14 protein-coding genes are annotated in these 14,482 nt (G+C 53.5%); 5 read left to right on the forward strand and 9 right to left on the reverse strand.

The features are described 5' to 3' along the window. Positions 1 to 42: 42 nt before the first annotated feature. Complete coding sequence (locus K2F33_RS23275; RefSeq protein ID WP_263878787.1) at positions 43 to 1,767, forward strand: glycoside hydrolase family 2 protein; 1,725 nt, start codon at positions 43 to 45, stop codon at positions 1,765 to 1,767. 67 nt (positions 1,768 to 1,834) lie between these two features. Here the strand turns inward: K2F33_RS23275 and K2F33_RS23280 are convergent, their stop codons facing one another. Beyond that, positions 1,835 to 3,043: a GNAT family N-acetyltransferase gene (locus tag K2F33_RS23280; protein ID WP_263878788.1), complete on the reverse strand. Its 1,209-nt coding sequence runs from the start codon at positions 3,041 to 3,043 to the stop codon at positions 1,835 to 1,837. A gap of 262 nt (positions 3,044 to 3,305) precedes the next feature. Between K2F33_RS23280 and kduI the strand changes: the two genes are divergently transcribed. The 3 genes from kduI to kduD are packed head-to-tail and all read left to right on the forward strand — an operon-like array spanning position 3,306 to position 5,719. Next, the gene (gene kduI, locus K2F33_RS23285; RefSeq protein WP_076165337.1) at positions 3,306 to 4,139 is read left to right on the forward strand and encodes a 5-dehydro-4-deoxy-D-glucuronate isomerase; all 834 of its coding nucleotides are present in this window, start codon (positions 3,306 to 3,308) and stop codon (positions 4,137 to 4,139) included. A 31-nt stretch (positions 4,140 to 4,170) separates the two neighbouring features. Then, a complete protein-coding gene (locus K2F33_RS23290; RefSeq protein WP_076165339.1) occupies positions 4,171 to 4,935 on the forward strand; it encodes a DeoR/GlpR family DNA-binding transcription regulator in 765 nt (254 codons plus the stop codon). Positions 4,936 to 4,972: 37 nt separating this feature from the next. Further along, complete coding sequence (kduD, locus tag K2F33_RS23295; protein ID WP_076165341.1) at positions 4,973 to 5,719, forward strand: 2-dehydro-3-deoxy-D-gluconate 5-dehydrogenase KduD; 747 nt, start codon at positions 4,973 to 4,975, stop codon at positions 5,717 to 5,719. Between the two features lie 546 nt (positions 5,720 to 6,265). Here the strand turns inward: kduD and K2F33_RS23300 are convergent. The 4 genes from K2F33_RS23300 to K2F33_RS23315 all read right to left on the reverse strand — a co-directional run bounded on the left by K2F33_RS23300 (position 6,266) and on the right by K2F33_RS23315 (position 9,235). Then, positions 6,266 to 7,096, reverse strand: a complete 831-nt coding sequence (locus tag K2F33_RS23300) for a sugar phosphate isomerase/epimerase family protein (RefSeq protein WP_076165343.1) — start codon at positions 7,094 to 7,096, stop codon at positions 6,266 to 6,268. A 274-nt stretch (positions 7,097 to 7,370) separates the two neighbouring features. Beyond that, positions 7,371 to 8,084, reverse strand: coding sequence for a 2OG-Fe(II) oxygenase (locus K2F33_RS23305; protein WP_076165345.1), 714 nt, complete (start codon positions 8,082 to 8,084; stop codon positions 7,371 to 7,373). Beyond that, positions 8,074 to 8,646, reverse strand: coding sequence for a methylated-DNA--[protein]-cysteine S-methyltransferase (locus K2F33_RS23310; protein ID WP_280518755.1), 573 nt, complete (start codon positions 8,644 to 8,646; stop codon positions 8,074 to 8,076). Before K2F33_RS23310 ends, K2F33_RS23305 begins: the two co-directional genes overlap by 11 nt. Further along, entirely contained in the window at positions 8,612 to 9,235 is a 624-nt protein-coding gene (locus K2F33_RS23315) for a bifunctional transcriptional activator/DNA repair enzyme AdaA (protein ID WP_263882435.1), read from the reverse strand. The genes K2F33_RS23310 and K2F33_RS23315 overlap by 35 nt, the downstream gene beginning before the upstream one ends. A 185-nt stretch (positions 9,236 to 9,420) precedes the next feature. Here K2F33_RS23315 and K2F33_RS23320 point away from each other — a divergent pair, with 185 nt between their 5' ends. Continuing rightward, the gene (locus tag K2F33_RS23320; RefSeq protein ID WP_256992833.1) at positions 9,421 to 10,539 is read left to right on the forward strand and encodes an Ada metal-binding domain-containing protein; all 1,119 of its coding nucleotides are present in this window, start codon (positions 9,421 to 9,423) and stop codon (positions 10,537 to 10,539) included. A 130-nt stretch (positions 10,540 to 10,669) separates the two neighbouring features. Here K2F33_RS23320 and K2F33_RS23325 read toward each other — a convergent pair whose 3' ends face one another. From K2F33_RS23325 to K2F33_RS23340, 4 genes are all read right to left on the reverse strand, one after another. Next, positions 10,670 to 11,191: a GNAT family N-acetyltransferase gene (locus K2F33_RS23325; protein WP_212983825.1), complete on the reverse strand. Its 522-nt coding sequence runs from the start codon at positions 11,189 to 11,191 to the stop codon at positions 10,670 to 10,672. Positions 11,192 to 11,366: 175 nt separating this feature from the next. Next, complete coding sequence (locus K2F33_RS23330; protein WP_263878790.1) at positions 11,367 to 12,665, reverse strand: CehA/McbA family metallohydrolase; 1,299 nt, start codon at positions 12,663 to 12,665, stop codon at positions 11,367 to 11,369. Between the two features lie 26 nt (positions 12,666 to 12,691). Next, positions 12,692 to 13,567 carry a carbohydrate ABC transporter permease gene (locus K2F33_RS23335; RefSeq protein WP_263878793.1) on the reverse strand — a complete coding sequence of 292 codons (876 nt, stop codon included), beginning with the start codon at positions 13,565 to 13,567 and terminating at the stop codon, positions 12,692 to 12,694. After that, complete coding sequence (locus tag K2F33_RS23340) at positions 13,568 to 14,446, reverse strand: ABC transporter permease subunit (protein WP_089547368.1); 879 nt, start codon at positions 14,444 to 14,446, stop codon at positions 13,568 to 13,570. Positions 14,447 to 14,482: the final 36 nt, after the last annotated feature.

The following is a 14,482-nucleotide window of genomic DNA, read 5'->3' on the forward strand; positions in this document are numbered from 1 at the left end:
TTAGAAATAGGTACATACATTGATCAAGGAGGAGCAATCGAAATGGAGAGGATGTTTCAAAACCACGAAGTCCGCGTCAGCCGCACTATAGAAGGCACCTGGGATTTTACCGTCGTCGACGAACCCGGGATGTCCGCACAGGCCAGTCAGTCCTTCCCCTACCGGATGGCAGTGCCATCCTGCTGGGAGACGCATCCCGATTTCAGTACATACCAAGGCGTTGGCGCCTATCGAACGATCGTAAATATCCGGAGGGAAGCATCTGTCCGGCTTATTTTTAAAGGGATAAGCCACACGGCCCACATCTACTGGGACGGGGTGAAAGTTGCGCAGCATTATAACGCCTACACCGCGTTTGATGTGGTCATCCCGGATGTACGGCCGGGTGAGCATACGCTGATCGTCGCAGCAGACAACCGTTTCAGCGAAGCATCCGCCTTGCATGTTCCAAACGACTATTACACATACGGCGGTATCATCCGCCCAGTGGTCCTTGAGGAGCTGTATAGCCCTTACGTGCGGCAGCTTTATTTCACACCTGAATATAAAAGCGGCGAATGGAGTGCCGAGGTCCGCGCAGTCGTCAGCAATCCGAATGACATGGAGCGAACGGTCCAGGTAACCGGTACTCTCGCAGGAATCGATTTTTCGCTTGGAACCGTCACCTTGGCGCCAGGGGCCGAAAAAAAGCTGCAGAAGACGTTTGCCTTTCCGGACGTTTCTTCGTGGTCGCCGGAAGAGCCATCGCTGTATCAGCTTCATGTCCGGCTGTACGAAGACAAGGATACGGGCAGCCCGCCTCTTGATGATTTGATCGAACGGGTCGGATTCCGGACGGTGACCACCCGAGACGGCAAACTTCAGGTGAACGGCAAAGATGTGGTACTTCAAGGCTTCAACCGGCACGAAGATCATCCGATGGCCGGAGCGGCTCTTCCCGTATCTTTGATGCTGCATGATCTCGACCTGATGCGTGATATGGGTGCCAACGCTGTCCGGACGAGCCACTATCCGAACGACGAACGTTTTCTGGATTTATGCGACGAGCTAGGTTTCCTGGTGTGGGAGGAAAATCATGCGAGAGGCTTGTCCCTGGAGCAAATGCGCAATCCGAATTTCGTCTGGCAGTGCGAACAAGTCAACCGCGAAATGGTGGAACAGCATTACAACCATCCTTCGATTATCCTATGGGCGATCCTGAACGAATGTGCCAGCGATACCGAGGAAGGACGTGAGCACTACAGCCGGCAGCTAGGGCAGCTGAGAGCGCTGGACGCCAGCCGCCCGCTGACGTTCGCTTCGCATCACAGGGAGCGGGAGCTCTGCTTTGATTTGGCGGATATCGTTTCCTTTAATCTGTATCCCGGCTGGTATACGGACGAGGATCCAAAGGCTCTCTGTGAACAGGCGCGGGCTTGGGCCGACCAGGCCGGTGGCGCCGGCAAGCCGATGATCATGAGCGAGTTCGGCGGGGATGGATATTATGGTTTGCGCGACAAAGCCAGGATGCGCGGCACCGAGGAGCGGCAGGCGGATATCATTGAAGCCAACCTGGCAGCATACACATCAAGCCCCTTCCTGTCCGGTATGTATATTTGGCAGTTTTGCGACTGCCGTGTCACCGATGCGACCGGCTGGCTGTTGTCCCGGGCAGGTGCCCAAAACAGCAAAGGCATCGTCGACCGGTACCGCAGGCCGAAGCTGGCTTACGATGTGGTTAAACGATATTTTAAGGGGTCGCAGAACGTAATATCGAATGAATTATGATGTTTGCACACAAAAAAAAGGATGGATACGTCCGGTGCTCCACCGGTCATATCCATCCTTTGCTATTTTAAGATAATGAGTGGCTGAGCAGCCAGGTATACAATACCTTGTTAGCGTAAGTCTCGGTCCATGAGTCGTGATTCGCGTCCGGATACACCGTAAATTTCACGTTCCCGCCGATCTCTTCCAGCGCCTTCACGATTTGTTCGGATTCCGACAGCGGAACGACATCATCCTTAGCCCCATGGAAGGCCCAAATCGGGATATCCTTGATCTGCTCGGCATATTTCGGTTCCATTCCTCCGCAAATCGGGACGACAGCCGCCCATTTATCTGGATACATCGCAGCCAGCTGCCATGCACCGTAACCGCCCATACTTAATCCCGTTAAATAAATGCGCTTTGGATCCACGCGATAGGTATCTTCCACTTCCTCCAGGAGAGCCATTAAAGCGTCTTCCTCCATCGCCCAGAACGAGTCTTCCGGGCATTGAGGCGAGACGGCGATGAACGGAAACTGCGGATCCTGATCGGCTAACTTCGGAATGCCATGCACTTTGACCAGCTCCACATCGCTCCCGCGCTCCCCCGAACCGTGAAGGAAGAGGATCAGCGGCCATTTTTTCTCAGGCTCACTTTCATAAGCTTCAGGCAGATGCAGCAGATAGTCCAGTTTGACCCGCTTCGTTATTTCTTTGTCCAGCCTCTTGGCACTTTGGCTCATGTTCTTATTCCCCGCTTTCGATTTATGTATTGGTTCCTCGGCTCCCTGTATGCCCGAACGGTGAACCTGTGCTTTCATCGTGACCGATGTTCCCGACATGCCGACTTCCGTGAACCCGAATCGTTCGTACAGCTTCATCGCACGATTTCTGGGGTCCACGCTTAAGGATACGGACGGTATCCCTGCGGCGTGCAGCTCCTCGAACGCCCGCTGCATGAGCAGGGTTCCAATCCCCTTGCCGCGGTGTTCCGGCAGGATGGCCATGCCCAGCTCCGGCGTATTCTCGTCCACATATCCGTATCCGGGATATTCCGGATCAAACAATCGGAGCGTGACCGATCCCAGCCGCTCCCCTTCGCTGGAGACGGCAATGAAGGCCATGTCGCCTTCCTTTCCCCAATCGTCCAAGTACTTCGATATTTCAGGGCGTGCAAGGATATCGCGGGACAATGGTGGCTCCCCTTCCGGCGTGTACATGGAAGCGAACAGCATTTCCCACAGAAACGGGAGATCCGCAGCCTCCGCCGGCCGGATGTTGATCGTTTCAGGCATATCTTCACCTCCATCGTTGTACGAGTGATATAAGTCGAAACATCGAAATGGTTTATTGGTACACTCTGTATTCTTTAGTTCAACTTATATAACGCTCGATTTAAGAGATCTGCATTCCAAGTTCAACATAACAGATCGCTGAATTGCTGGTCAATTGTGGAAATGTATCCGCTTTAAATTATGCTTGAAATCCTAAGTGGATGAACTATAATGAACATTATAGAACTGATATAAACCATTATGAACCTATGGAGGTACGAACATGGAAATTAGATACGCATCCCATCCCCAAGAAGTGAAAGCGTTTGATACGGCTCGCCTGCGCCAGGAATTTTTGATCGAGTCGATGTTTGTAGCGGATCAGCTCACGCTCTATTACACGCATGTCGATCGTTTCATCGTCGGCGGCGCGGTTCCGGTAAATCAGAGCGTCAAGCTCGAAGCCGACCCGAAAACGATGGGTGCCGATACGTTCCTGGAGCGCCGCGAGATCGGTATCATCAATGTCGGAGGACCGGGTACAATCAGCGTCGACGGCACGGACTATTCCATCGATTCGAAGGACTGCCTCTACGTGGGACTCGGTGCCAAGGAAGTGGTGTTCAGCAGCAGCGACAAAGCCAATCCGGCTAAATATTACCTGAACTCCACACCTGCCCACAAAGCTTATCCGACGGTTAAGGCGGCTATCAGCGAAGCTTCGCCGAACAACCTGGGCAGCTTGAGCAATTCCAATGAGCGCACCATCTACCGTTATATCCATACCGGCGGAATCCAAAGCTGCCAGCTCGTCATGGGCATGACGCTCTTGAAGCCGGGCAGCATGTGGAACACGATGCCGTGCCATACGCATAACCGCCGTTCCGAGGTTTACTTCTATTTCGACATGCCGGAAGACGGCAACGTCTTCCACTTTATGGGTGAGCCGCAGGAAACCCGCCACCTCGTCGTCCGCAACGAACAAGGTGTTATTTCCCCAAGCTGGTCCATCCACAGCGGCGTTGGAACAAACAGCTATACCTTCATTTGGGGCATGGCCGGCGAGAACCAAATCTTTGAGGATATGGACCCTGTCGGCATGGATGAATTAAAATAAGATAAAACTCGAACGAATGGATGAATAACCAATGAACCCTTTACGCCGCTACGAAAACATTATGGAACTGCTCCTGGCCAAACAGGAGGTGACGGTTGCCGAACTGAGCGAACGGCTGAACGTCACCGGCAAGACGATCCGCGAGGATCTGGCCAAGCTGGAGGACAAAGGTCTGCTTCAGCGGGTGCATGGCGGAGCGATTCTGGCGCAAAGCGACCAGCTCGGCATTTTGTCCACCAAGGAACCGCTGGCGCGCCACGCTGCGGAGAAGGCGGATATCGCCCGCCTTGCCCTATCGCGCATCGAACCGAATGACGTCATCGCCCTGGACGGCGGCAGCACAACGCTTGAAATCGCCAAGGCGCTGGACAACCAGCCCCTGACCGTCGTCACCAACGATGTCCACATCATTTCGGAGCTTGCCCGCAAGGACGCCATCCGGCTTGTCGTTCCCGGAGGTTACCGCGTGCGGAACATGCTGGCGGGGCCGGAAGCGGTCACCTATGTTCGGCGGCTGAATATTCACAAGGCGTTTTTGTCGGCAACGGGCCTGCATCCCGAAGACGGGCTGACGATCTACACCGGAGAGCTTCTGGACATCAAACGGGCGCTCCTCGAGACCGCGCGTACCTGTTACGCTGTGGTGGACCATCACAAATTCGGACAAAGCGCCCTGCTGACGTTTGCGAAGCTGAACGAAGTCGAAGCGATCCTTACCGACTCAGGGTGCAGCCCTGAATTCGCTGAAGCCGTTCGCCAAGCGGGCGCCCGTCTCGAAGTGGCGAATGCGCAGTGAAGCATCCAACCTATCCCATGCAAAGGACTGATATTCGATGTTTGATTTGACGGGTAAAATCGCCCTGGTCACCGGCACCTCCGGCGGCCTGGGACAAGGCATGGCCGTTGGCCTGGCGGAAGCCGGAGCCTCGGTCGTATGCATCTCCTCGACGAACAGTGACCGGACGGTCGAGGAGATCCGCAAGCTTGGTGGGAAGGCGGAACAAATTTCCGCCGACTTAAGCGACACGGACGCCTTGGATCAAGTGTTTGCGCAGGCGCTTTCCTTCTATGGCGGCATCGATATTTTGGTGAACAATGCCGGTATCATCCGCCGTACGCCGGCAGCGGATCATGCGCGCCAGGATTGGAACGACGTGATCAATTTGAATCTGAACACCGTGTTCTTCCTAAGCCAGCTCGCCGGACGCCACATGCTCGAGCGCGGCAGCGGCAAAATCATCAATATTGCGTCCATGCTTACTTTTCAAGGAGGCATTAATGTGCCAGGATATACGGCGGCGAAGCATGCGGTTGCCGGGATCACCAAAGCGCTTGCCAACGAGTGGGCTGGCAAAGGCGTCCAGATCAATGCCATTGCCCCCGGGTACATGGAGACGAACAATACGGCGCAAATCCGCTCGGACGAACAGCGTCTGCAATCGATTACGGACCGGATTCCGGCAGGCCGCTGGGGCACGCCGGAAGATTTGAAGGGTCCGGTTGTCTTCCTCGCTTCCCAGGCATCCGATTATGTCAACGGCCACGTCCTCTGCGTCGACGGAGGATGGTTGGCCAGATAACGCCATATTCAATAAAAGCTGCGCATTACAGAAAGGGAATCGTTCCCTTCTTCTGAAATGCGCAGCTTTTTATATGCTGAAGTGAAGTCTCCCACTTTACAGCATGCTCGAATCGTTTCCGAATGGAGCCATTTTCAAAATTCTGACCAAAGAAGCTCTTCCGCCCTTTATTTTCATCATATGTGCGGGCATGACATCGCCAAGCTGGCTGAATCATCCGGATTTGTCCGCTTATCAAGCGTAACATTGTTTCGAAAAGATGTAACGATGGGAATAAACAAGCAGTTTTTTATAAAAATGATAGTTTATTGGCGAATTCCCCTCCTCCTTCCCTTCGACACATTGCGCAACAAGGGCGCTTTTTATCGACAAAACGACAAACCGTGCCCAAAAAACCTATTAGCCCGTAATGGCCTGTCAAATAGAACATAACAATGTTACGTTAAATTAAAGCGACCTGCCGCAGGGAAATTCCCCGAAGCAAATCGCCTTTTAAACTTTCATATTACGTTCATGTTCATCTTCCAGCCATAGGAGACGTCACTGTCAGCCTAAGTACGGAGTGACTAACTTCCTTACCCGATTAATGCCGTCCCACATGTCCCCGGGACCATCATAGACGATCGTAATTGGTCCTTCATACCGATGCTCTTTCACCAGCTCCATGCACGAAATAAATTCCGCATCGTCAAGGTTACCCTGTTCGTCCTGCTGCGCTTTGGCGTGGATGGATTCGCTTCTGGCAATCGTTCTGGACAATTCCTGCAGCTTGGTCGGCCCCTTAAAATTGCCGAAATCCGTCGTCAATCCAAGCTGGTTGCCGCAGTCATCCAGCAGAGCCAGGCAGTTGTCCGCCGTGGAGGTCATTGCATGAAAATTCTCGGTGATGATGCGAACCCCTTTATCCGACGCGTAATCGATCAGTCGCTGGAGCTGGCTGGCGGCGAGTTTGAGTGCTTCGGCATCGCCGGGATCGGCATCGCCGCCGATAATCCGGATCCGTTCTGCCCCCGCAGCGGACGCAATATCGATCCAGCGCTGCAGCCACTCCATATCTGCCTCACGGCGCGTTTCATCCGGATTCGTAATGTCGCCGTAATCGGCAAGCAGCGTATAGAAACGCATCCCCGCCTGCTGAATCGCCTCGCGAAGCTCTTGAAGATAGCTGCTGCTCGTGTCCTTGAAATGAAAGTGGCAAATTTCCATCGTGGTGAAGCCCTTGTCTCTCAGCACTGCCGGCAGTTCAAGCAGCGAGAGCTTCTCCGGCTGCTCTTCTACCCGGGTGACGTGTTCCTTCCGCTCGTCATCCCACTGCGTCCAGCGCAGCGGTCCCAGATTGCGGTGCAGACTCCACGTCGTCAGCGATAAATTTGGCATCCAATCCCCACACTTTCCTGTAGTTGCTGCCCGTATTGTGAAACCTTGGTACAAGTCCACTAAATCTCTTACTCCATAAGAATCGGGCAGTTCAATCGCGTTCCTAATGCGGTGTTAGCATAAGGTCTGCCGATAAGACACGTTTGTGGACGATGCCCTGCCGCCCTTAAACCCACCTCACCCTGAAAGCGATTGCATCTCCCCTAATACTGTAACTTCCGATTAGCGTTGTCAATACAGGCTCGCGACATTTCAAAAAAAGGAGGGGATACGCTCAGGTGGCATCATGAAAAATAACACCGAGCGTATACCGAATACCAGTCTGTACTGTGCTTACCCCATGACGGAGCGTGGTTCGGTAATAGCCTTTAGTCCCTTGAACCGGCCGGTAGTTTGTCGGGAAAATCAGCCCTTCACCCTGCTCGAGCGTGATCACATGCCCCCGGCTCTGCGCCCGCGGACGCTGCTCTACCAGCAGAAACTCGCCGCCGGTGTAATCCTGCTGCCTTTGATTCAGGGCGAACACGACCTGAAAAGGAAAATACGCTTCGCCGTACAAATCCTGATGCAGGCAGTTGTAGCCCCCGGCTTCGTACTTCAGGATCAGCGGCGTAGGCCGCAGCTGGCCTTGCCGGTGGCACTCTTCCAAAAATTCGTCAAGGGACGCCGGATACCCCGCATCCATGCCGAGCTGCTCATGCCAACGGTTGGCGGTCCGGGATAGCTCCGGGTACAGATTTTCCCTGAGCTGCTGGACCGCCGCAGGCAGCGGGCGGTCATAGTATTTATATTCTCCGCTGCCAAAGCGATACCGGGCCATCGAAATCGTGCTGCGGAACCGTTCTTCGCTTGCGTAGGTTCCAATCAGTTCTTCGCATTCTTCCGGAGTTAGAATGGCAGGCAGCTTGGCATATCCTTGATCGTCTAACGTCTTCCGGAGCGCGCCCCAATCCACCATCTGAATCCGTTCCCGGATACTAGTTGGCATGGCGCGGTCCCCTAGCCGGGATGGATTGGCGAGCTTCGAGCGCAAGCAGCCGCTCTTTCATTTCTAGGCCGCCGCGGTATCCCGTAAGCGCCCCACTCTTTCCGATGACACGGTGGCAGGGCACCATGATCAGCACCGGATTGGCTCCAATCGCCGCGCCAACGGCCCGCACCGCAGCCGGGCGTCCGATCTGGTGAGCGATCTCGGAATAGGTTGTGGTCTGCCCATAAGGAATGGAGCAGAGTGCCCGCCATACCTCCCGCTGGAACGGGGTTCCCCGGTCGTCCATTGGAATCGTAAATGCTTCTCTTGTTCCCTGAAGATATTCAGCGATCTCCGTAATGTAAGGAAGCATTGTCACTTCATCCCGAACCCATTGATGGTTCGGATAACGCTGTGCCGCCCAGGCCTCAAGTTCATCAAACGAACCGTCGTGGGAACCGACATAACCAAGCCCTTGGGCCGTAGCGGCTGCATAAAGGCTCCAGCCGTCTCCGTCGAGCCTGTCCCAGTACAGGGTTACCAGGTCAGTTTTGCTTGCTGTGATCATGTTCATATTCATATGTTTGCACCTCCTGGGCAGCGCCGTGCTGCCATATTTGCCGGAATTCCAGCGGCGTTTGACCCGTCATTTTTTTGAACAGCGTAATAAAATACGGGACATTCGCATTCCCGACTTCCGCGGCAATCTCCGTGATGGATTGGTCCGTGTGGGCCAGCAGGTGTTTCGCTTCCTGTATCCTTTTGCGCTGGATATATTCAACCGGACTGATACCCTGCACCCGCTTAAAGGTCCGCTGCAGATGAAAAGGACTTCCGTGACAGACATCAGCCAGATGTTCCAAAGACAGCTTATCCCGAAAATGACGGTCGATATAATCGGTGATTTGGTTCACCCATTCCTGATCGGGCAGCTTCTCGCCGGTCGGCTTGCACCGTTTGCACGGCCGGAAGCGGGCCGCCAGCGCCTCTTCCGCATGTTGAAAGATCCGTACGTTCTCCTTGTTAGGCGGTCTGGATTTGCAGGAAGGCCGGCAAAAAATCCCTGTCGTGCTGACCCCGTAAAAGAAACGGAAATCATAATCCGCATCGTTGGAGACAATCGCCCGCCACTTTTCCTCCGGAATATCCTCTTTCGTCCGGCGCTTCATCTCGGTTTGGTCTATATCCCGGTCATTCCTGTGATCCTTCATCTGCCTCACCTCCATCCCCAGTATACCCTTCTTTGGATCGCTTGGGATGAACTTGGGAATGTAAAAGCAAGATAACGAAATGAAAGCGTCCAGGTTTCGGTATACACTGGTAAGGTAAGCAAGATGCAAAAGGAGGACCTCTTATGTCTACAACATGCCGACAAGAGACGATGCATTCGGTCTGGGATGCGCCTTATTTTACGGGCGTCACCACAATGAACATTTATTGCACCCCGTGGTGCAGCGGTCGTCCTAAACCTGAAAATACAATTCGCTTCCATACCCGGGAAGAAGCCGAGCTTGCAGGGTACCGGCCATGCAGAAATTGCTGCTCTACCCTTCCCCGCGGCTCCTGGGAGGACCATAAGCACGAGATCAAGCTCTTCATCCCTGCCGAATTCAATTTCGAGGAAAACGTAAAATATTTGCTGCGCTCCTCCAATGAATGTCTGCACCGGATCGACAACAACCGGATTTACAAAGCGCTTTCCGTCGCAGACGAGACACCGGTGATCGAAATCCGTGCCGGAGACTGCCGGGAGCTGGTGGTCCGTTTTCTTGGCGATACGGCCCCTTCCCGCAAATGGGTACGCGCCGAGGTAGCCCGTTATGTGCGGGAGTGGTTCGATTTGGAGCGGGATATCGTCCCCTTCTATCGTTTGGCCGAATCCGATCCCCTTTTGAAAGGTCCCGTGCAGTCCTTCCGAGGCTTGCGGACCGTCGGCATTCCCGACTTGTTCGAGGCCGTCACCTGGGGAATCCTTGGGCAGCAAATCAACCTGACCTATGCCTATACGCTCAAAAGACGCCTGGTGGAGAACTTCGGAAGAAGTGTGGATTGCGAGGGAGAAACGTACTGGATGTATCCGACACCGGATAAAATCGCGGCATGTTCGGTTGAAGATCTTGCCGTGCTGCGGATGACCGTCAAAAAATGCGAATACCTCATCGATACCGCACAGCGAATCGCCTCTGGTGAGCTCAATAAGCTAGGGCTGCTGCAAACCGGAAGCCATCAGGCGGCAGAAAAGATGCTGACGAGCATCCGGGGGATCGGGCCTTGGACGGCGAACTACGTATCCATGCGGTGCCTGCGGTTTCCGTCGGCGTTTCCGATCGACGATGTCGGGCTGCACAACGCCATGAAGCATATTTTGGGAAGGGACAGCAAGCCGTCCAAGGCGGAAATCCGGCAGATGTCCGCAGGCTGGTCGGGCTGGGAGTCATACGCCACCTTTTACCTGTGGAGAGTATTGTATTAGGGTGCGCCAACAAATTAACGCTATAAAACCGCTAAGCCATCGCAGATGATCGGCTTAACGGTTTTATTTTTCACTCTAAGACCAACGCAGATTGGCTAAAGTTCCTGCCAAAATATCTTACATCATATTTCTAATTTTCGAAAAATTCCTTTGCATATTCTACAACGCCATGGACATCGGTAAGACCACCCTCAATAAGCTCAACAGCCATGAAATGATCGTCAGAAACGTCGAATGGCGCTTTAATGCCATATGAACTGGCTTTCTTATAGCCAAATTTCGGATAATATTTGTCATGACCCATAACGACAGAACCCTTATAACCACGCTGTGCAGCGATTTTGTGGCCTTCCATAATCAGCAACTTCCCAATGCCCTTGCTTTGCATTTCTGGTAATACAGCAACAGGTGCAAGGGCAATCAGCGTATGATTCCCCACTTTTATTTCCGTAAAAAGAATATGACCCACGATTCTGTTCCTGCATTCGGCTACAAGGGACAATTCCGGAACATAGCTCGCCGAATTTCTAAGCCTTTTTACCAAATGATGCTCATCGTGGTCTGAATAGTAAGCATCTTCAAATGCTTTTTGAACGACATCGTAGACTTCGTTAATGTCTTCAAGTTTTTCTTGTCTAATGATAACATTCATTGGATTACCCCCTTGTTCGTGATGACGCCGCTACATGCTGTTAATCATCATTTTAACGCTTTACAAAGAAAAAAGTGAATACGGTCAATAGACTGTACTCACTTCTATGATCGATTATAAACGCTAGACATTCTTGTGAAAAGCAATATACCACTTGAAATGTTCTATGATCAAATTATCTTAAATAGACGGGATTGGTCAGGCAGGTCATCACCTGTGCCCCCAATTCCCCCATATCGCGTCTGGCCTCCATCCGGTAAAAGAGCCGGTCCTGGGGCAGCTCGCAGGTCAAGGTTAACTCCTTATTTGCTGCCGTCCACTGCCGCTCCAATCCCCGGTCGGACCATAGGCTGATTTGATCTCCTTGGGCCCGGCGGATCAAGGCTTCAAGAAGAACGGTTCCACGCTCAGAGTTTCGCTGTACCTGATCCCCGGCGCAAGCGCCATTGATCTGAAAATCGATAAACGTGGAGTCCGGATCAAGCGTCAGCACCACATTTCCCCGGCGAATCCCTTCCAGAATTCCGGCTGCGGTTAGTGACTCGGACCGCACGTGCGCGGTCGGCCGTCCATGCTGAACCCACGGATGGGGTCCATGGAAATCGCTCCCTCCCACAGCCACGATCCGCCGGCCTTCGGCCAGCCGTTCCTGCCACCAGCGTACCGCCGTTTCGTTCAGCTCCCGCCACGGGCCGTTCCACACCTCGATCGCATCGAACGGAACGTCAAAGCCGAATTCCCACGGGCAGTCCGTGCAAAAAGGATGATTCAACACCGCAAGCGCTCCCTTTTCCCTTCCTTTGGCCAGCTGTTCCGAAGCTTGTTCCACCGTATACACCCTGAAGTCCTCCAGCGCATCCAGCTGTCCGAGCAAATTCGCATGCCCCTTATAATTGGTCATCTCGACGCCTGGGATAAGCAGCATTTCTTCCGTCTTTGCCAGGGTGTTTCGGTTTTGGGAGAACGTATTATGGTCGGTCATGGCCAGAAAGGCAAGCCCTTTATCCAGACATAAGCGGGAAACCTCGCCGACGCTGTGTTTGCCGTCGCTGTAATAGGTGTGGGCATGCAAATCGCCTGGAATCCACCGTTTATGCTTGAGCTGGATCTCGATGGAGACCGCAACCTCCGTTCCTTCATCCGGTACTTTGTAGGCGCCCAGCAGCACGGCCCACTCTCCTTCGGCGATATCGCCCGAGGCATATCCGGGGGTCGCGGTTTCCAATCCGACGAACATTTCGGTTCTGGCACCGCCGCTCCAGCCGACGATCCGCTCCGGGGAACGCAGGCCAAGGTCGATCACCGTCTCCCCGTCAGCGCGGTCGTACCGGTAAGCGACATGGATCCGTTCGGCATCAGCTGGAACGTGAAAGCGCACTTCCAGGTACGTTTTCTCCTCTTCGGGAGATATGTTCACTTGCCGCCCGATCGTTACGACCGGCAAAGGTTCCGTCTCATTCATATGTGCCTGCATGGCGTGTTCCCCTTCTTTCATCCCATTTATTCTTTCGTGGCGCCCAGCATGATCCCTTTCATAAAGAACCGCTGCACAAATGGATAGATGACGATCAGCGGCAGAATGGCGATCATGATTCCGGCCATTTTCACATTCGTGGTGATGAGGTAGTTGCTGGAAGACGTGCTGGAATCGATAATCATGGCTTTCAGAGCTACCTGCAGCGTATATTTCGAGCTATCATTAATAAAGATCAGCGGCGCCGTGAACATGTTCCAGCGTCCCACGAACTCAAACAGCGTCACCGTAGCCAATCCGGCGGTCGCCAGCCTCATATAAATGGCCGCGAAGATCCAGAAGTCGCCCGCACCGTCGATTTTGGCGGATTCCGAAATTTCGTAGGGGATGCTCATGAAGAAGTTCCGCATCAGCAGGATCGAAAACCCCGAGACGAGTCCAGAAAGCACCAGCACCGTCAGCGTGTTGATCAGGTGGAAGTCCTTGTTGACCACGTAAAGCGGGATCAGCACCGCCTCCTGTGGAATCATCATCGTAATCAGGATGAAGGTGATCATCAGCCGTTTTCCCGGTACCCGGGGATGGATCAGTACATAGCCCGCCAGCGACGACAGCAGCACATGCAGCAGCGTTCCGAAGACCGTTACGATCGTGCTGTTCAGGAAAGGTCGCCACAAATCCAGACTGTTCCAGATCGTGCGATATCCCTCCAGGCTGAATTCTTTGGGAAACAGGATGATATCCGGCCGCATAGACGCAACCCCGGAGGACAGCGAGAGCGAAATGACGTTCAGGAAGGGAATGATCATCGTCAGCATCAGGCAGATAATGAACAAGGCGTTGAGCCAATCGAACACCGACATCCGCTTGGCGTTCAAACCGTAATTCGCGTGTCTCATCATCTATTCCACCTCGTCAAATCGGGTTAGTGTCCGCACGGCAAGCGTCAAGATCAGCGTAAAGACCAGAACGAAAAAGCTCGCGGCCGCACCCACACCGACCTGCATTTCCATAATGCCCTTCTGAAACGTGTACATCATCAGCACATCGACCTGGGAAGAGGTCGACGGATTGCGGAGGACAAAGACCTGATCGAAGATCCTCAACACCCCGAGCGTATTCAGGAGGATAATGACTTTCATCGTTCCTTTCAGTTGGGGAAGTGTCACGAACCGCACAAGCTGCCATCTGGTGGCCCCGTCCATGCGGGCTGCTTCGTACAAGGACGGATTGATCGAAACGATCGCGGCAAGAAACAGGATACAGCTGTAGCCCATGTCCTTCCATGTGGAGACCAGGATCATGACCCATCTCGCCCAGGTGGACTCGGCCAGAAAATGGATAGGTTCGATGCCGGCCACCTTGTGCAGCACCAAATTGACGATCCCTGTGTCGGGTGAAAGGAGGAAGATCCACATTCCCCCGATCACAACCCAGGACAGCAAATGCGGGATGTAGAGCAGCATCTGCGCCGTTTTTTTAAACCATGCCGTCATGACTTCATTCAGGGATAAAGCGATGACCAGGGGGGCGACAAATCCGAAGACCAGAATGCCTCCCCCGATCACCACCGTATTGCCCAGCGCTTTCCAGAAAAACGGATCATGCCACACGGCCGCATAATTCGCAAATCCGATATAGGGGCGCTCCCCCATCAGCTTGTAGTCCTGAAAACTGATCTGCAGACCCCGCGCGAGCGGGTAATAACCGTAAATGATAAAGTAAATGACGACGGGAAGCATCATGGCATAGAGTACGCCGTATTTACGAATCGCTCTCATCTTGTCTAACTTCACATCCTATCGTGTAAAATCAAA

This window comes from Paenibacillus sp. PSB04 (genome assembly GCF_025809195.1).
Taxonomy (GTDB): domain Bacteria; phylum Bacillota; class Bacilli; order Paenibacillales; family Paenibacillaceae; genus Paenibacillus_AQ; species Paenibacillus_AQ favisporus.